Annotated in this window: 14 protein-coding genes; 8 read left to right on the top strand and 6 right to left on the bottom strand. The window is 68.4% G+C overall.

Annotated features, from left to right (window positions below; genetic code table 11):
• Positions 1-25: 25 nt before the first annotated feature.
• The 4 genes from L1081_RS30690 to L1081_RS30675 form a co-directional block, all read right to left on the bottom strand.
• Positions 26-1420: a sensor histidine kinase N-terminal domain-containing protein gene (locus tag L1081_RS30690; RefSeq protein ID WP_489417254.1), complete on the bottom strand. Its 1395-nt coding sequence runs from the start codon at positions 1418-1420 to the stop codon at positions 26-28.
• Positions 1407-2081, bottom strand: coding sequence for a response regulator (locus L1081_RS30685; protein ID WP_489417253.1), 675 nt, complete (start codon positions 2079-2081; stop codon positions 1407-1409). The genes L1081_RS30690 and L1081_RS30685 overlap by 14 nt, the downstream gene beginning before the upstream one ends.
• A 71-nt stretch (positions 2082-2152) precedes the next feature.
• Entirely contained in the window at positions 2153-3982 is a 1830-nt protein-coding gene (locus tag L1081_RS30680) for a tannase/feruloyl esterase family alpha/beta hydrolase (RefSeq protein WP_489417252.1), read from the bottom strand.
• A 181-nt stretch (positions 3983-4163) separates the two neighbouring features.
• Entirely contained in the window at positions 4164-4967 is an 804-nt protein-coding gene (locus L1081_RS30675; RefSeq protein WP_489418012.1) for a DeoR family transcriptional regulator, read from the bottom strand.
• A gap of 259 nt (positions 4968-5226) precedes the next feature.
• On the opposite strand from L1081_RS30675, the gene deoC reads away from it, so the two are divergent.
• The 8 genes from deoC (at position 5227) to L1081_RS30635 (ending at position 14965) form a co-directional block, all read left to right on the top strand.
• Complete coding sequence (gene deoC, locus L1081_RS30670; protein WP_489417251.1) at positions 5227-6303, top strand: deoxyribose-phosphate aldolase; 1077 nt, start codon at positions 5227-5229, stop codon at positions 6301-6303.
• 4 nt (positions 6304-6307) lie between these two features.
• Complete coding sequence (locus L1081_RS30665) at positions 6308-8719, top strand: aldehyde dehydrogenase family protein (protein WP_489417250.1); 2412 nt, start codon at positions 6308-6310, stop codon at positions 8717-8719.
• Positions 8720-8842: 123 nt separating this feature from the next.
• The gene (locus tag L1081_RS30660; RefSeq protein WP_124961026.1) at positions 8843-9295 is read left to right on the top strand and encodes an RbsD/FucU family protein; all 453 of its coding nucleotides are present in this window, start codon (positions 8843-8845) and stop codon (positions 9293-9295) included.
• 4 nt (positions 9296-9299) lie between these two features.
• Complete coding sequence (locus tag L1081_RS30655) at positions 9300-10244, top strand: PfkB family carbohydrate kinase (RefSeq protein WP_489417249.1); 945 nt, start codon at positions 9300-9302, stop codon at positions 10242-10244.
• Positions 10245-10257: 13 nt separating this feature from the next.
• Entirely contained in the window at positions 10258-11310 is a 1053-nt protein-coding gene (locus tag L1081_RS30650; RefSeq protein ID WP_489417248.1) for an ABC transporter permease subunit, read from the top strand.
• A 12-nt stretch (positions 11311-11322) separates the two neighbouring features.
• Positions 11323-12327 carry a substrate-binding domain-containing protein gene (locus tag L1081_RS30645; protein WP_489417247.1) on the top strand — a complete coding sequence of 335 codons (1005 nt, stop codon included), beginning with the start codon at positions 11323-11325 and terminating at the stop codon, positions 12325-12327.
• Positions 12328-12338: 11 nt separating this feature from the next.
• Entirely contained in the window at positions 12339-13925 is a 1587-nt protein-coding gene (locus tag L1081_RS30640; RefSeq protein WP_489417246.1) for an ATP-binding cassette domain-containing protein, read from the top strand.
• Positions 13922-14965, top strand: coding sequence for an ABC transporter permease subunit (locus tag L1081_RS30635; protein WP_489417245.1), 1044 nt, complete (start codon positions 13922-13924; stop codon positions 14963-14965). Before L1081_RS30640 ends, L1081_RS30635 begins: the two co-directional genes overlap by 4 nt.
• Positions 14966-15025: 60 nt before the next feature.
• On the opposite strand, the gene L1081_RS30630 is transcribed toward L1081_RS30635, so the two are convergent.
• A complete protein-coding gene (locus L1081_RS30630) occupies positions 15026-15931 on the bottom strand; it encodes an ADP-ribosylglycohydrolase family protein (RefSeq protein ID WP_489417244.1) in 906 nt (301 codons plus the stop codon).
• Positions 15928-17004: an NUDIX domain-containing protein gene (locus L1081_RS30625; protein ID WP_489417243.1), complete on the bottom strand. Its 1077-nt coding sequence runs from the start codon at positions 17002-17004 to the stop codon at positions 15928-15930. The genes L1081_RS30630 and L1081_RS30625 overlap by 4 nt, the downstream gene beginning before the upstream one ends.
• Between the last annotated feature and the right edge of the window lie 9 nt (positions 17005-17013).

Raw genomic sequence — 17013 nt, 5'->3', positions numbered from 1 at the left:
ACAGAGGCGGCCCGAGCGGCGCTGCTCAGGCCTTGCGCAGCGGAAAGAAGACGCTGAAGGTGTTGCCCACGCCGTCGATGTCTTCCTCCAACGTGATGCGCGCGCCGTGCAGCGTGGCAATCTCGCTGACGATCGCCAGTCCCAGGCCGCTGCCGTCCTCCTGGGTGCCGAGCAGGCGGTGGAAGCGCTCGAAGATGCGGGCGCGCTCCTCCACCGGCACGCTCGGGCCGTCGTCGCTGATGGCCAGGCGGCACTGGTCGCTGTCGCTCCCGCCCACCTGCACTGTCACGCGGCCGCCCGGCTGGCTGTAGCGCACCGCGTTGTCGATCAGGTTGTTGATGAGCTCGCGCAGCCGGTCGCGGTCGGCGTTGATCACCAGCGGATGCTCGGCGCCCTCGAAGCCCAGGTCGATGTCGCGCTTGAGGGCCTGCGGCACCCAGTCCATGCTGACCTCCAGCGCGTAGGCATTCAGGTCGAGCGGCTGCAGCTGCATGGCGTCGAGCGCGCCGGGTTCGTTGCGGGCGAGCGAAAGCAGCTGGCGCACCAGCCGCGAGAGCCGGTCGGCGCTGATGTAGAGCTGCGCGAGCGAATGGCGCACGCGCTCGGCATCGTTCTCCCGCAGTGCCAGTTCGATCTGCGCCTTCAGACCGCTCACGGGAGTCTTCAACTGGTGCGCGGCGTCGGCCACGAAGCGGTTCTGGAAATCGAAGGTGCGCCCGAGCCGCGCCATCAGCTCGTTGACCTCGTCCACCAGCGGCCGCACCTCGCCCGGCACGTCGTGGGTGTCGATCGGGCTCAGGTCCAGGTGCGAGCGGTCCGACACCGCGCGCCGCAGCCGCTGCAGCGGCTCGAGCCCGCGCGAGACGCCGAACCAGACCACCGCCGTGGCCATCACGATCAGCAGCAGTTGCGGCACCACCACGTTGGCCACCATCTCCCAGGCCAGGCGCGTGCGCTTGTGCAGGGTTTCGGCGACCTGCACCTGCACCATCGGCGCCCCGGGGTTGCCGCCGATGGGCATCCAGGCCACCAGCATCCGCACCGGCTCGCCGCGCACCGTGTCGCGGTAGAAGCGCGGCTTGGCGGAGTCGCCTGCGCGCGGCGGCGCAGGCATTTCCGCATCGCCGCCCAGCGCCTTGCCGTCCTCGCTGGTTACGCGGTAGAAGAGCAGGTCTTCCTGGTCGAGCAGCAGGATGTTGCCAGCGGCCTCGGACAGGTCGAGCCGCGGCTGGAGGCCATCGAGCCTCACGTGCAGCACGATCTCGCGCCCGATCTCGTACAGCGCGCGGTCATAGGCGAGGTTGGAAAAGCGCAGCGAGTTCCAGTAGGCGGCGCCGGTGTCCAGCACCAGCAGCACAGCAAGCGGACCGAGCAGCCAGGCCAGCAGCTTGCGCTGCAGCCTGGGCTCAGGTTTGCGCATCGCTGCTGTCCATCAGGTAGCCCATGCCGCGCACGGTGCGGATCTCGCACCCGAGCGGTTCGAGCTTCTTGCGCAGCCGGTAGACGTTGACCTCGATCGCGTTGTCGCCGACCTCGTCGCCCCATCCGTAGAGATGGTTGACCATCTGCTCCTTGCCCACCACGCGGCCCTCGCGCATCATCAGCAGTTCCAGCACGGCGAGCTCGCGCGGCGACAGGTCCAGCGGCTTCTTGTCGTAGAACACGCGCCGGCCCACGGTGTCGAAGCGCAGCAGGCCGTGCTCGAGATAGGGCGTGGAATTGGTACTGCGGCGCAGCAGCGCGCGCACGCGCGCTTCCAGCTCGGGCAGGTCGAAGGGCTTGGCCAGGTAGTCGTCGGCGCCCAGGTCGAGTCCGCGCACGCGGTCCTGCAGGGTATCGAAGGCGGTCAGCATCAGCACCGGCATGGTGGACTTGCGGTCGCGCAGCCGCCGCAGCACGTCCAGCCCGCTGAGCTTGGGCAGGCCGATGTCCAGGATCGCGAGGTCGTAGATGCCGAGCGCGAGCGCATGGTCGGCCTCTTCGCCGGTGGAGACGATGTCCACCGCGTGGGCGGATTGCACCAGTGCGCGCGAGAGCGCGTCGGCCAGCACCTTGTCGTCCTCTACCAGCAGTATCCGCATTGATTCTCACCCCGGCCGTATGCAGCCGAATATGCTAACCGCAATGCCCGGGCAAGACCGATGGCGCCAACTCAGGAGCAGCTGTAGCTCGCGGCCAGGTTGGGGTCGCCGGAGGTGTGGTTCGCCTTCAGCGGATAGAGGCACAGCGGCCGCGACTTCACCGCCGGAAAGCTGGCGCTGCCCACCGTCGCCACTTCCACGCGCACCGGCGGCTCGATGCCTTTTTCGACCCAGGCAGTGAGCAGTTCGTAGAGCTGCGCGTTGGTCGGCAGCGGGGGATTCGCGTTGGCATTCGACGTGCCGTTGCTGAAGCCGTGGCCCATGCCGGGAACGAGGTAGAGCCGGTAGAAGCCCTGCGTGGCCGCGACGCCTCCCATCTGCGCGGCGACGCGGCTGTAGTAGTTGATCGTGCCTTGCGGCGGGATCAACGTGTCGGCGAGCCCGTGGTAGGAGATCAGCTTGCCCTTGCGGTCACGAAAGGCGCTCAGGTCCGCGCTGTCGGTGTTGATGTTGGCGAATGCGCTTTGCAGCGCCACGCCGCGGTCCCATGCATTGGCGAGCTGCGCGTACGTGAGCGATTTCCAGCCGTCGGCGCCATTGCCCGTGGCGTTGAGGAAGCTGGGCGTCGCGATGGTCGGGTCCTGCAACTCGAGCGCCACCATGTCGCTGGAGATGGGGAACGGCGCGACGCCGGCCAGGCCCATGAGGCTGGCGCCGCGCGCCAATCCGTACCACTTCTGCGCAGGTGCGGTGGCGGCCGCGAAGCCGTTGTCGGCCGCGGGGTTCGGCACCGAGCCGTCGGCCGTCTGGCCGTACCAGAACTTGTTGAACGCGAGCGCCTGGGCCGGCGTCACGCAACCCGCGGTGGCATTGGTGCCGCCATCGGCGGTGCAGATCACGGACGCATCGGTGGTCGGGTCGTAGCGGCAGGCGGCGGGATCCGGCACGTAGCCCAGGTGAACGCCGCCGATCACGTCGCAGGCATTGATCGCGGCGTTGGAGACCGCCGTGTGCTGGGCCGCCGTGATCGCCACGCCGCCCAGGTCGCGCTGGACCACGATCTGCGGATAGAGCTCGGTCGTGATGAACCTGCTCCAGTTGTTGGCGGGCGCACCGGCCAGGATGCCGTCGAAGTCTGCGGGATTGGCCTGGGCCTCCTTCAGGCCTTGCCGCCCTCCGGTGGAGAAGCCGTTCCAGTAGGCGTATTTCGCGTCTTCGCCGTAGTACGCTTTGGCCAGCGCCTTGGTCTTGACGGCCATTTCGTGGATGCCGCGCTCCGAGAAGTCCTTCCACAGGACCGTGTTGACGGTGCCGTCGGGGTTCATCGCGAAGGAGCCGTTGCTGATGGCATGGCCGGTGTCGGTGGTGGCGGAAACGGCACCTTCCACGCCTGCGGTTTCGCTGGCCGAACCCGCGCTGCCGGAAATCGGCGTGATGCCGGTGAGGGTTCCGTGGGTGCCGCCGGCCCAGCCGCCGCCGCCCTTCACATGGATGCGCTTGTTCCAGTTGGCCGCCGTGGGCAGCCAGATCTCGATGCCGATGCCCGGCGAGGTGGAGGGCGCGCCGGCCACGCCCGGGTTGCCCGGGCCGACATTGAGCTTGACGAAGCACAGGTCGTTCTGCGCCACCGGCGTGCTCGGCGACGCGGCGCCCGTCAGCAGCAGCGCGTCTCCCTTGTTGAAGGCCTTGACCATCAGGACCGTGGTCGACGCATCAGGCGCGAAGCGGGTCTTCATGCTGTCGTCGCAGGCCAGCTTCTGCGCGGGCGGTGCGCCCGCGTCCGGCGGAATGCCCACGATGGGAAAGCCGCGGGTGCCGCCGCTGCCCCCGCAGGCAGTGACGAATGCTGCAATGCAACAGCAAGCGGCGGCTCTTGAAGCGCCTGATCTTTTGACGGCCATCGTGGTCTCCAGACTGGAAATAAACTGCAGATGAAGATTCGTCCGCACAAGCCCCGTCGCGCCAGGGCTGCACGATGCTGCATCTTCAAAGCGTTTTCCACGCTGGGGGAAACCACACGAAGTGAAAAGCGGGGATTCCGGCCGCGCCCGAACCGCCGAACGGCGCCCGGATGAGCGCACTTCAGTGCATGTGCTCTGCTGCGGCTCCAGCCCGTGCAAACTCCACCGGCAGTTCCTTGAACTGCTTCTTCACGGCTGCGGCAGGCGCGCCGCCCACCACGATGCGTGCGAAGGCCTGGAGCGGACTGAAGAACGCAGGCCGAAGCTTGCCCAGCTTGCTCTCATCGGCGATGAGAAAACTCTCCGACGCACTGCGTATGGCCGCCTGCTTCACCGGCACTTCATGAAAGTTGGAACAACTCGCGCCGCGTTCCAGGTCCAGCCCGCCGGCCGAGATGAACGCCTTGTTCACGCCCAATCTGTTGAGGTACTGCAGCCCTTCGTCGGAAAAGAAAGTGGCCGATGACGGGTGATACAGCCCGCCCATCAGCATCAGCTGCGTATTCGGCCGCCGGCTCAGCACCGCTGCAATGTTCGTGGAGTAACACACCACGCTCAGCGGCATGTCCGCCGGCAGCGCCTCCGCAAAATGGACCATGGTGGTGCCACAGTCGATGAACAGGCTGTCGTGCGGCTGCACCCACTTTGCCGCGCGCTCGCAAGCCAGGCGCTTGTTGATCGCGTGCTGGTCGCTCGCCTCGTCCAGCGAGTAGCGATCGACGCCCGGCAACGTGGTCGCCAGCACGTATCCCCCGAGCACAGAAAGCGGTGAGTCGGCCGACGACAGATCGCGGCGGATGGTCATCTCGGTCACGTCGAGCCGTTGCGCCGCCTGCTTGATCGGCAACGGCCCACCGGCCTCGACGAATTCCTGCATCTTCGCCAGGCGCACGGTCCGAGCCTCGGCTCCAGCGGTTTTTCGCATGTTCGGGTTCCTTGGGTCCAAGCCCCGGAGTATCGGTCATCGCAAGTTTTTGAATGTTATTCTCAAAACATCTTGTCTAGATAAATGTTGTTGCAGTAACATCAACACCAACACGCCGTCGGCCCTGCACGACGGCACGCACAACGAACGACATTCCGGCTGCGCCGCGGCGCGACGCAGCCTCCCCGGAGACAACAGACATGTCCTTTGCCTTCCTGCCGCCTGCGCGGCCCCTGCGCGCCATTGCGCTCCCCACCCCATGACATCCACCTCCCTCGTTCGCGCCAGCGGCACGGTGCGCTTGCGTCCGGCGCCGCCAGCCACGGCGCTCGCGGCACTGGCGCCGGCAGCATCCGCGCCGGCCGACACCCCGGCACAGACGCACACGGCGGCACGAAACACCGCGCAGCCCTTCGACACCGGCTGGTTCGACAACATCCGCATCAACCTCTCGGCCGCCGAGCGCCGCGTGGCCTCGCTGCCCGGGCGCCGCTCGGTCAAGAAGGACGCGCAGGCCGGCTGGCTGCTCAAGGCCATCAGCTGCATCGACCTGACGACGCTCAACGGCGACGACACGGCCGAGCGCGTGCGCAGGCTTTGCGCGAAGGCGGTCACGCCTGTGCGTGCCGATCTCCTGGCCGCATTGGGATTTGCCGACCGCAGCTTGCACACCGGCGCGGTGTGCGTGTACCACCGCTTCGTGTCGACGGCGGTCGAGGCGCTCGCGGGCAGCGGCATCCCGGTGGCGGCGGTGTCCACGGGCTTTCCGGCCGGGCTGATTCCGCACGAGCTGAAGCTCAAGGAAATCGAAGCCTCGGTGCGCGACGGCGCCTCGGAGATCGACATCGTCATCACGCGCGAGCACGTGCTCGCCGGGCAGTGGCGCAAGCTCTACGACGAGATGCGCGACTTCCGCCTGGCCGCAGGCGATGCGCACGTGAAAGCCATCCTGGCCACGGGCGAACTCAAGACGCTGCGCAACGTGGCCAAGGCCTCGATGGTCTGCATGATGTCCGGCGCCGATTTCATCAAGACCTCCACCGGCAAGGAGGGCGTGAACGCCACGCCGCTGGTCACGCTGGTGATGCTGCGCATGATCCGCCAGTACGAGGCGCGCACGGGTTTTCGCGTGGGCTACAAGCCGGCCGGCGGCGTCTCCACCGCCAAGACCGCACTCGACTACCAGGTGCTCATGAAGGAAGAACTGGGCCGCGCCTGGCTCGAGCCCGAGCTGTTCCGCATCGGCGCCTCCACCCTGCTGGCCGACATCGAGCGCCAGCTGGAACACCACGTCACGGGCCGCTACTCGGCCTTCCACCGCCACCCGATCGGATGACCCGATGAGCAGCAGCAACAGCAGCGTCGCACGCTATTTCGACACCATGGACTACGGCCCCGCGCCAGAGAGCGACACCGACGCCCGCCAATGGCTCTCGCGCCATGCCGAGGGCTTCGGCCACTTCATCGGCGGCCGCTTCACCGCCGCTTCGGCCGGCGCGCATTTCGACACCGCTGAGCCGGCCAGCGGCCAGCGGCTCGCCCGCATCGCACAAGGATCGGCGCTGGACGTAGACGCCGCCGTTGCCGCCGCGCGCGCCGCGCAGGCGGGCTGGCTGGCGCTCGGCGGCCATGGCCGTGCACGGCACCTGTATGCCCTGGCGCGCATGGTGCAGCGCCATGCGCGGCTGCTCGCGGTGGTCGAGGCGCTGGACAACGGCAAGCCGATCCGCGAGACGCGCGACCTCGACGTGCCGCTGGTGGTGCGCCACTTCTATCACCACGCCGGCTGGGCCCAGCTGCAGGCGCGCGAGTTCGCCGACCAGATGCCGCTGGGCGTGATCGGCCAGATCATCCCGTGGAACTTTCCGCTGCTGATGCTGGCCTGGAAGATCGCGCCCGCGCTGGCGCTGGGCAACACGGTGGTGCTCAAGCCCGCGGAGTTCACGCCGCTCAGCGCGCTGCTGTTCGCCGAACTGGCGGCAGAGGCCGGCCTGCCCGCCGGCGTGCTGAACGTGGTGACCGGCGACGGCGCCACGGGCGCCGCGCTGGTGGCGCACGAAGGCGTCGACAAGATCGCCTTCACGGGCTCGACCGACGTGGGCCGCCTGATCCGCGAGGCCACCGCGGGCTCGGGCAAGTCGCTCACGCTGGAGCTGGGCGGCAAGTCGCCTTTCATCGTGTTCGACGATGCCGACATCGATGCCGCCGTCGAAGGCGTGGTCGACGCCATCTGGTTCAACCAGGGCCAGGTGTGCTGCGCCGGCTCGCGGCTGCTGCTGCAGGAAGGCATTGCGGCCGACTTCATCGAACGCCTCAAGCGCCGCATGCAGAGCCTGCGCGTGGGCCTGCCGCTGGACAAGGCAATCGACATCGGCAGCCTGATCGACCCCTCGCAGCTCGAGCGCGTGCGTTCGCTGGTGGCCACGGGCGTGCGCGAAGGCGCGGCCTGCTACCAGCCGCCGGGCGCGCTGCCGGCGGGCGGCAGCTTCTTTCCACCCACGCTGCTGACGGGCGTGCATCCGGCATCCACTGTCGCGACCGAAGAAATCTTCGGCCCGGTGCTGGTGACCATGACCTTCCGCACGCCCGACGAGGCGGTGGCGCTGGCCAACAACACGCGCTACGGGCTCGCGGCCAGCGTGTGGAGCGAGACCATCGGCCTTGCGCTGGGCATCGCGCCGCAGCTGCAGGCCGGCGTGGTGTGGGTCAACGCGACCAACCTGTTCGACGCGGGCGTGGGCTTCGGCGGCTACCGCGAATCGGGCTACGGCCGCGAAGGTGGTCGCGAAGGCTGCTACGAATACCTGAAGCCGCGCGCCTGGTCCGAGCGCAAGCCGCGTTCGGCAACGGCGGCTGCCCAGGCCGCGAACGAAGCGGACAAGGCGCCGGCCGCCGCGGGGCTTCCGGCCATCGACCGCACCGCCAAGCTGTTCATCGGCGGCAAGCAGGTGCGCGCTGACGGCGAACTGTCGCACCCGGTGTTCTCCGCCGCCGGCCAACGGGTCGGCGAGGTGGGAACCGGCAACCGCAAGGACATCCGCAACGCTGTGGCCGCCGCGCGCGCCGCCGCAGGCTGGTCGAGCGCCACGCCACACCGCCGCGCCCAGGCGCTCTACTACCTGGCCGAAAACCTCTCGGCACGTGCCGGCGAATTCGCCGCGCGCCTCACGAGCCTGACCGGCGTGGCCGCGCGCGCCGCGCAAGCCGAAGTCGACGCCGCCGTGAGCCGCCTCTTCGCCTACGGTGCGTGGGCCGACAAGTACGAAGGCACGGTGCATGCGCCGCCGCTGCGCGGCGTGGCGCTCGCCACGGTCGAGCCCATCGGCGTGGTCGGTGTGGTGTGCCCCGACGAGGCGCCGCTGCTGTCCTTCGTGAGCCTGCTCGCGCCGCTGCTCGCGATGGGCAACCGCACGGTGATCGTGCCGAGCGAGAAGCATCCGCTGATCGCGACCGACTTTTACCAGGTGCTCGAAACCTCCGACCTGCCGGCCGGCGCGGTCAACCTCGTGACCGGCCCCGCCGCCGGCCTTGCGCAGACGCTGGCCGAGCACGACGACGTCGATGCGCTGTGGGTCTTCGGCGCGAAGGAACTGTCGCGCATGGCCGAGAGGCTGTCGATCGGCAACCTCAAGCGCACGCTGGTCGATCACGGCCTGGCCACCGACTGGCACGACGGCGCGGCCGCCGAAGGCCCGCTGTTCCTGCGGCATGCCACGCAGGTCAAGAACATCTGGATTCCCTATGGGGAATGAACGCGGGCCATGCCGCCGAAACCCCGCAAACCAAGGGAAACCCCCCAATAGCAAACGTTTGCGCAAACGTTTTCTTTCCCTAAGATCGCGGCCAACCGAACTGTTCCCATCCCAGGAGTACGCATGCTGAAGTCCATCCATCCGCTGCTCAATGCCGACGTGCTGTACGCCTTGCGCGCCATGGGCCACGGCGACGAGCTGGTGCTGTGCGATGCCAATTTCCCGGCCGATTCGGTCGCGCGCCAGACCACGCTGGGGCGGCTGCTGCGCATCGATGGCGTGGGCACCACCGAGGCGGCGCGCGCCATTCTTTCGGTGCTGCCGCTCGACAACGCCGTGGACGATCCGGCGCGCCGGATGGAAATCATGGGCCAGCCGCACGAGATTCCGCCGGTGCAGCAGGAGATGCAGCGCGAGATCGACGCCGCCGAGGGCCGCGTGCGCCCGCTGGGCTCGATCGAACGCTTCGCCTTCTACGAAGCCGCGCGCCGCGCCTACTGCGTGATCGCCACCGGCGAGCGCCGCTTCTACGGCTGCTTCATCTTCAAAAAGGGCGTGCTCGCGCCGCAGGACTGACCCCATGACCGTCGTCACTTCCAGGCAGCACGGCGTGGCCGTGCTCGGCATCTTCGTCGCCGACCTTGCGTTTCGCGCGTCCGGCCTTCCGGGCGTGGGCCAGACCATCGCCGGCTCGGGCTTCGCGATGGGCCCGGGCGGCAAGGGATCGAACCAGGCCGTGGCGGCCGCGCGCGCGGGTGCCGGGGTGACGTTCATCTCCAAGCTGGGGCAGGACGCCTTCGGCAACGACGCGCTCGCGCTGTGGTCGCGCGAAGGCATCACGCCGCGCGCGCCGCAGGTGGCGGCACAGCCGACCGGCGCGGCGTTCATCTACGTGCACGAGGTCACCGGCGACAACGCCATCATCGTGGTGCCGGGCGCGGCCACGCTGATCGATGCGGCCGACGTGGATGCGGCCGCCGATGCGATCCGTGGCGCGCGCGTGTTCGTCACCCAGCTCGAGCAGCCGGCCGCTGCCGCGCAGCGCGGGCTGGAGATCGCGCGCGAAGCCGGAACGGTCACGGTGTTCAACCCCGCGCCCGCCCTGCCCTTCGACGATGCGCTCTACGCGCTGTGCGACTACATCACGCCCAACGAGCACGAGGCCGCGGCCCTGAGCGGCATGCCCGTCGAGACCATCGAGGATGCGCGCCGCGCGGGCGACTTCTTCCTTGCCAAGGGCGTGGGCTGCGCGCTCATCACGCTCGGCGACAAGGGCGCCCTGCTGCACAGCGCCGGTGGCTCCGAGCACATTCCGGTGCTCCGCGCCGGTGCGGTGAAGGAAACCGCCGGCGCGGGCGACGCCTTCAACGGCGGCTTTGCGGCCGCGCTGGCCGAAGGTGCCACCGCCCGCGAGGCGGCGCGCTTCGGCGCGGCGGTCGCGGCCATCTCGGTAACGCGTGCCGGCACGGCGCCCTCGATGCCCACGCGCGCCGAGGTCGATGCACTGCTGGCCCGCGCCGCCTGACAGGACTCTCTTGATGAAGCTCACGTTTTCGGACCGCGAACTCAACTTCCTGGTCGGCATCAACGTCCTCATCCTCGTGGTGGCGACGGTGCTCTCCAGGGGCGACTTCCTCGACGTCTACAACTTCCAGTCCATGGGCGGCCAGTTGCCCGAACTGGGCCTGCTGGCCATGGGCGTGGCGCTGTCGATGATCTCGGGCAACGGCGGCATCGACCTGTCGGGCGTGGCGCTGGCCAATCTGGCCGGCGTGGTGGCCGCCACGCTCGCACCGCAGCTGGCCGCGCCCGACATGTCGCCCTGGCTCTACACCGGCTGGTTCGCCGCCATTGCGCTGGCGGTGGGACTGGCCGGCGGGCTGCTCAACGGCGTGCTCATCGCGAAGGCAGGCCTCACGCCGATCCTCTGCACGCTGGGCACGCAACTGCTCTACACCGGCCTGGCCGTGGTGCTCACGGGTGGCTCCAGCCTGCGCGTGGGCGATGCCGAAGCGCTCTCCGCCATCGGCAACGAGATGGTGCTGGGCGTGCCGATTCCGTTCGTGATCTTCCTCGCGATGCTGCTGGCCGTCGGCTGGCTGCTGCGGCAGAGCCCGTTCGGCATCCGCCTGTTCCTGCTCGGCACCAACGCCAAGGCGGCGCGCTACGCCGGCATCTCGCAGGCCCGCATGCTGATCGCGACCTATGCGCTGTGCGGATTCCTCGCTGCCGTGGCCGGCGTGATCATCGCCGCGCGCACCGCGAGCGTGAAGTCGGACTACGGCAACTCCTACCTGCTGATCGCCATCCTCATCACGGTGATGGCAGGCGTGCGGCCGCAGGGCGGCTACGGACGCATGGTGTGCCTGTTCTTCTCGGCGGTGGCGCTGCAGCTGCTGTCGAGCACCTTCAACCTGCTGGGCATTTCCAACTTCTTCCGCGACTGCGCCTGGGGCCTGCTGCTGCTGTTCTTCCTGGCGTACGGGCGCTTCGGCCTGCAGGACTTGCGCGTCTTTCTTTCCACCACGCGCTCCAGCGCACCGCCGCACCAGCTCCCTCCTGGCGTGACGCAAAGAAATCCCGAGGGCTAGGAGACAACACAAATGCTGAAGAAAACCAAGATCGCCTGCACCGTGCTCGCACTCACCACCGTGGCTTTCGCCTCGGCACTGCATGCGCAAGGCAAGCCGCAAGACATCGTCACCGTGGTCAAGATCACGGGCATCAGCTGGTTCAACCGCATGGAAGTGGGCGTGAAGGAATTCGGCGCGAACACGCCGGGCGTGACCACGCGCCAGATCGGCCCGGCCCAGTCGGACGCGGCGCAGCAGCAACGCCTGGTGGAAGACCTGGTGGCCAAGAAGGTCGACGCCATCGCCGTGGTCTCGATGGACCCGCCCACGCTGGAGCCGGTGCTCAAGCGCGCGATGGAACGCGGCATCAAGGTCGTGACGCACGAGGCGGACAACCAGAAGAACACCATGGTCGACATCGAGGCCTTCGACAACACGGCCTACGGCGCGCGCATCAACGAGCGCCTCGCGGCCTGCATGGGCCAGCAGGGCAAGTGGACCTCGCTGGTCGGCTCGCTCGGCAGCCAGTCGCAGGTGCAGTGGGCCGACGGCGGCGCCTCCAACGCGAAGAAGTATCCGAAGATGGCGCTGGTCGACGCCAAGAACGAATCGCTCAACGACGCCGAGAAGGCCTACGGCAAGGCCAAGGAAATGCTGCGCAAGCACCCCGACCTGAAGGGCTTCCAGGGCTCGTCGTCGCTCGACGTGCTGGGCATCGGCCGCGCCGTGGAAGAAGCCGGCCTGCAGGGCAAGGTCTGTGTGTTCGGCACGGGCCTGCCGAGCGAGGCAGCCAAGTTCCTCGAGTCGGGCGCGGTCGGCGGCATCGCCTTCTGGGATCCGAAGGACGCCGGCCTTGTCATGAACAAGGCGGCCAAGATGCTGATCGACGGCAAGACCATCACCGACGGCGCCGACATGGGCGTGCCGGGCTACAACAAGGTCTCGGTCAAGAAGGGTCCGGGCACCGGCATCATCGTCACCGGCCAGGCCTGGGTCGAGGTCGACAAGCAGAACTACAAGAAATACGCTTTCTGAGCCTGCGAACCATGACCCTTGCAGCGCACTCCACGCCCGCCCCGCAATACCCGGCCGCGCCGGCGGGACGCCGCGTCTTTCTCGAGGTACAGGACGTGCACAAGCGCTTCGCGGGCGTGCACGCGCTGCGCGGCATCGACCTGACCATCGAGGCCGGCGAGATCTACCATCTGCTCGGCGAGAACGGCTGCGGCAAGAGCACGCTGATCAAGATCATCTCGGGCGCGCAGCCGCCGAGCCAGGGCCGCATCGTGGTCGACGGCACGCCGCACGATGCGCTGTCGCCGCTGCAGGCGCTCACGCTCGGCATCGAGACGGTCTACCAGGACCTGTCCCTGTTGCCGAACATGAACGTGGCCGAGAACGTCGCGCTCAGCGAGCAGCTGGTGAGCACCGGCGGCAAGCTGGCGCGTCGCTTCGACCGCAAGGCAGTGGCGGCCACGGCCGTGCGTGCACTGGAAACGGTGAAGCTGCCGACCGATGCCGCCTTCCTGGCGCGCCGCGTCGACGAACTGCCGATTGCCACGCGCCAGCTGGTGGCCATTGCGCGGGCCGTGGCCACGCGCGCGCGCATGGTCATCATGGACGAGCCCACCACCTCGCTCACGCAGAAGGAGGTGGACAACCTCGTGCACGTGGTCGAGGCGCTGCGCGCGCAGGGCGTGGCGGTGCTGTTCGTGAGCCACAAGCTCGACGAGTGCATGGCCATGGGCGGCCAGGCCATCGTGTTCCGCGACGGCACCAAGGTCGCGCAAGGTCCGATCAAGGGCTTCACCAAGGCCGAGCTCTCGCACTGGATGACCGGCAAGCAACTCGACGGTGCACGCTACCGCCACCGCTCGCACGACGGCGACACGCTGCTGCAGGTCGAGGCGCTGGGCCGTGGCACCCAGTTCAGCGGCGTGGGCTTCACCCTGCACAAGGGCGAGATCCTGGGGATCACCGGACTGCTCGATTCGGGGCGCAACGAGCTGGCGATGGCACTCGCGGGCGTGCAGGGCGCGGACCGCGGCCGCATCTCGCTGGCAGCGAAGGAAATCACGCTGAAGACACCGGCCGACGGCATCCGCCAGGGCATCGGCTATGTGCCCGAAGACCGCCTCAGCGAAGGCCTTTTCCTCGACAAGCCGATCCGCGACAACATCGTCACGGCCGTGCTCAGCCGCCTGCGCGGTCGTTTCGGTGCGCTCGATGCGCGCCAGTGCCAGGCGCTGGCCGAACGCACGGTGACCGAGCTGCAGATCGCCACGCCCGACGTGGACCGGCCGGTGCAGTCGCTCTCGGGCGGCAACCAGCAGCGCGTTTTGATCGGACGGTGGCTCGCCATCGATCCGCGGGTGTTGATATTGCACGGCCCCACCGTGGGCGTGGACGTCGGCTCGAAAGACACCATCTACCGCATCGTGCAACGGCTGGCCGAGCAGGGACTGGGCGTGATCCTGGTCAGCGACGACCTGCAGGAGCTGCTGCAGAACTGCGACCGCATCCTGCTGATGCGCAAGGGCCGCATTGCCCACGACTTCGACGCGCAGGGGCTGGCCGAAAGCGAGCTGTACCGCGCCCTGGTTTCCGACACACCCTCTCCCGCATTCTCATGACGGCTTCCACCATGCAAGCGCACACCACCGCTGTGCCCACGGCCTCCAAGCCCCGGCCCCGCACGTCCTGGCGCCACTGGCTCGCGCAGCGCCCCTCGGTCTTCACGCTGGCGTTGATCGTTCTGGTGAGCCTGGTGGTGGGCGCGATCAACCCCAGCTTCTTCCAGCTGCCGGTGCTGTTCGACATCGTGCGCGCCTGCACGGTGCTGGGCCTGTTCGCGCTCGGCGTGCTGATCGTGCTGGCCGCGGGCGGCATCGATGTGTCGTTCGCGGCGATTGCCGCGCTCACGATGTACAGCATCACCAAGCTCGTGCTGAACTACTTTCCGGAAGCGCCGATCGCGCTTTTGCTGGTGGCGGGTGCAGCGAGCGGCGCAGTGCTGGGTGTGCTCAATGGCCTGCTGGTGCATTGGCTCAAGGCGCCTTCGCTGATCGTGACCATCGGCACGCAGTACCTGTACCGCGGCATCCTGCTGACCTTCGTCGGTACGGTGTTCTTCATGAACGTGCCGCTGCCAATGGACGCCTTCGGCAAGCTCGCGCTCTGGCGCTTCGACACGCCGCAGGGCCTGCACGCGGTGCTGCCGGCCACCGTGCTGGTGCTGGCCGGTGCGGCGGTGCTGACCTGGTGGCTGCTGAACCGCACGCTGATCGGCCGCGCGGTGTATGCCATCGGCGGCAGCCTGGCGATCGCGGAGCGGCTGGGCTACAACCTGCGCACCGTGCACGTCTTCGTGTTCGCCTATGCGGGTTTCCTGTCGGGCCTTGCGGGCATCGTGCACGTGTCTAGCACGCGGCTGGCCAACCCTTTCGACCTGGTGGGCAACGAACTGGACGTGATCGCCGCCGTGATTCTCGGCGGCGCGCGCATCACGGGCGGCAGCGGCACCGTGGGCGGCACGCTGCTGGGCGTGGTGCTGGTCACGCTGATCAACAACGTGCTGATCCTGGCCGGCGTGCCGAGCACCTGGCAGAAAGTGATCATCGGGACGTTCATCCTGGTGGCCGGGGCCTGCTTCTCGATGCGCAAGCAGGGCTGAGGCTCCGCCGTTCTTGCAGCAGCAAGTTGAAGACGACGAGGGCGCAGCAGCGCCCAAGGATCAGGAGGCGCGGCTACCTTCCAGCAGTTGATCGGCGAGGCTTTCGATGTCGCCGCGCATGGCCAACCGCTCGAGCCAGGCTGCCGGAATGGAAGACGCGCCGTAGTGCGCACCGGCCAGTTGCCCGCAGATCGCGGCCGTGGTGTCGGCATCGTCTCCCAGGTTGGCCGCTGCCAGCACGGCTTCCTCGAACGACCCGGTGCCGAAGAAGCACCAAAGGGCCGCCTCGAGCGAATCGACGCAGTATCCCGATCCCTTGATGGCCTCGCGCGGCTTGCCGACGTAGCTGCCCGACGCAATGGCTGCGACCTTGCCGGACAGGGGTTCGGGGACTGTGGTCGCAAGGATGCGCTCCTTGCTTGCGCCCATCAACGCTGCCCGCAGCTGCAGCGCAAAAAGCCGCGAGCAATCGATGGCTTCGCGCGCGCCATGCGTCGTTCGAGTGCTTTCACCGCCAAACCGGAAGGTGTGGTCCGCGCTGGCGCGGAAGTACATCGGGACCGGTGCGAGCCGCATCAGCGCGCCGTTGCCGGCCGTCCTGGGATCGGGATCGCCGGCGAACGGATCGCTCGTCAGAAGGTAGCGATCCAGCGCCGTAGCGACCGTGATGCCGATGTCGAAGCACTCGCCGTTGCTGCTCAGGTAGCCGACGCTGCGCCAGTTGCAGTAGCGGTTCATCTGGTCGACGGCATCGAAGCCGCGCCGCCAGACGAGGCTGGTCGCCAGGCACAGCGCCATCGACGTGTCGTCGGTCCATTCGCCCGGCCGCAGCCTGAACGGGCCGCCGCCAGCCATGCCCGTGACAGGCTCGAAGGTTCCGCGCGGCATGAACTCGACGGCCGTGCCCACCGCATCGCCGCAGGCGAGCCCGAGGAGGCAGCCGCGGTATCGCTCCCGGTCGTTCATCCGGTGCCGCCTTGCGCACCATCCACCTTCAACCCGAAGAAGAAATCGAGGATGTGGAAGTGGTCGTCATGGAACTGGTCCTCCATGCCGGCCAGCTGATCGATGGGCACCCACCGGGCTTCCGAGGCATCGTCGCCGGCGGTCAGCTCGGGCGGGCGGCGCGGGCCCAGGTCGAACCAGTGCGCGTGGGTGATGACCCGGCCGCGCTGGCTGCGGTCGGGGTGGTCGAACACCTGCACCGCCTTGAACGCGGCTTCGATGTCGCTGTCCAGCAGGCGCAGGCCGGTTTCCTCTTCCAGCTCGCGCAGAGCCGATTGCCACACGGTCTCGCGCGGCTCGATGAAGCCGCCCGGCACCGCGAACAGGCCCTTGCCGGGCGAGCGGCCGCGCCGGATCAGCAGCACCTGGCGCCCGCATTGGACGACCGCATCGACCGTGACGAAGACCGGCGGGTACGGCGAGCCGGACCACAGCGCCTTCTCGCGGCGCAGGCTCTCCCATTCCTGCGCCAGCACCGCATAAGGCGGCAGGCTGGCCCAGGCGCGCAGGAACTGCAGCGTGCTCTCGGGTGCCTGGCCGGCGAGGGCTGCCAGGGCCGGCTCCAGCGAGCCGTCGCGGGCCGCCCCGAAATACGCGTCGCGCAGCGCGCTAGCATGGATGTCGCCGCGGCGCCCGGCGTCGTCGAGCGCCCAGCCGGGAAAGTCGCGCAGGTAGCTGCTGGTCGCGTCCTTCAGGTGCCCGACCAGCACCACCGAAGGCTGGCCCGGATGCAGCCGGGCCACGCCCTCCTTCACCGCCGCGACCCATCGCGCGGGGTCGTAGTGGTCGCGCACGGGCAGGAACTTCAGCCGCTGACGGTCCGCTTCCGGCAGCGCGACGCGGATCATCTCGACGCGCTCCTGCCAGGTGAAGGGATTGCGCGGCGTGCGCGCCTGGAAGGCCGAGCCGAGCACCACCACGCACTCCGGCGCGGCCGCCAGCGCGCGACGCAGCAGCGCCAACTGGGCATTGTGGAAGATCTGGAAGCGCCCGATGTAGACGGCGACATCGGGCGCCTTGTTCGTGCTTGTCATCTCGTTGTC

Source organism: Variovorax sp. MSC1_012 (assembly GCF_023667525.1).
GTDB lineage: Bacteria > Pseudomonadota > Gammaproteobacteria > Burkholderiales > Burkholderiaceae_C > Variovorax > Variovorax beijingensis_B.
This window is presented reverse-complemented; position numbering and strand designations above follow the sequence as displayed.

What these genes read in the sequence shown, in the direction of transcription:
- L1081_RS30625 (WP_489417243.1), bottom strand. Translation starts at nt 17,004, where the DNA reads ATGACAAGCACGAACAAGGCGCCCGATGTCGCCGTCTACATCGGGCGC.
- L1081_RS30645 (WP_489417247.1), top strand. Translation starts at nt 11,323, where the DNA reads ATGCTGAAGAAAACCAAGATCGCCTGCACCGTGCTCGCACTCACCACC.
- L1081_RS30665 (WP_489417250.1), top strand. Translation starts at nt 6,308, where the DNA reads ATGAGCAGCAGCAACAGCAGCGTCGCACGCTATTTCGACACCATGGAC.
- L1081_RS30635 (WP_489417245.1), top strand. Translation starts at nt 13,922, where the DNA reads ATGACGGCTTCCACCATGCAAGCGCACACCACCGCTGTGCCCACGGCC.
- L1081_RS30690 (WP_489417254.1), bottom strand. Translation starts at nt 1,420, where the DNA reads ATGCGCAAACCTGAGCCCAGGCTGCAGCGCAAGCTGCTGGCCTGGCTG.
- L1081_RS30640 (WP_489417246.1), top strand. Translation starts at nt 12,339, where the DNA reads ATGACCCTTGCAGCGCACTCCACGCCCGCCCCGCAATACCCGGCCGCG.
- L1081_RS30685 (WP_489417253.1), bottom strand. Translation starts at nt 2,081, where the DNA reads ATGCGGATACTGCTGGTAGAGGACGACAAGGTGCTGGCCGACGCGCTC.
- L1081_RS30680 (WP_489417252.1), bottom strand. Translation starts at nt 3,982, where the DNA reads ATGGCCGTCAAAAGATCAGGCGCTTCAAGAGCCGCCGCTTGCTGTTGC.
- L1081_RS30660 (WP_124961026.1), top strand. Translation starts at nt 8,843, where the DNA reads ATGCTGAAGTCCATCCATCCGCTGCTCAATGCCGACGTGCTGTACGCC.
- deoC (WP_489417251.1), top strand. Translation starts at nt 5,227, where the DNA reads ATGACATCCACCTCCCTCGTTCGCGCCAGCGGCACGGTGCGCTTGCGT.
- L1081_RS30630 (WP_489417244.1), bottom strand. Translation starts at nt 15,931, where the DNA reads ATGAACGACCGGGAGCGATACCGCGGCTGCCTCCTCGGGCTCGCCTGC.
- L1081_RS30655 (WP_489417249.1), top strand. Translation starts at nt 9,300, where the DNA reads ATGACCGTCGTCACTTCCAGGCAGCACGGCGTGGCCGTGCTCGGCATC.
- L1081_RS30675 (WP_489418012.1), bottom strand. Translation starts at nt 4,967, where the DNA reads ATGCGAAAAACCGCTGGAGCCGAGGCTCGGACCGTGCGCCTGGCGAAG.
- L1081_RS30650 (WP_489417248.1), top strand. Translation starts at nt 10,258, where the DNA reads ATGAAGCTCACGTTTTCGGACCGCGAACTCAACTTCCTGGTCGGCATC.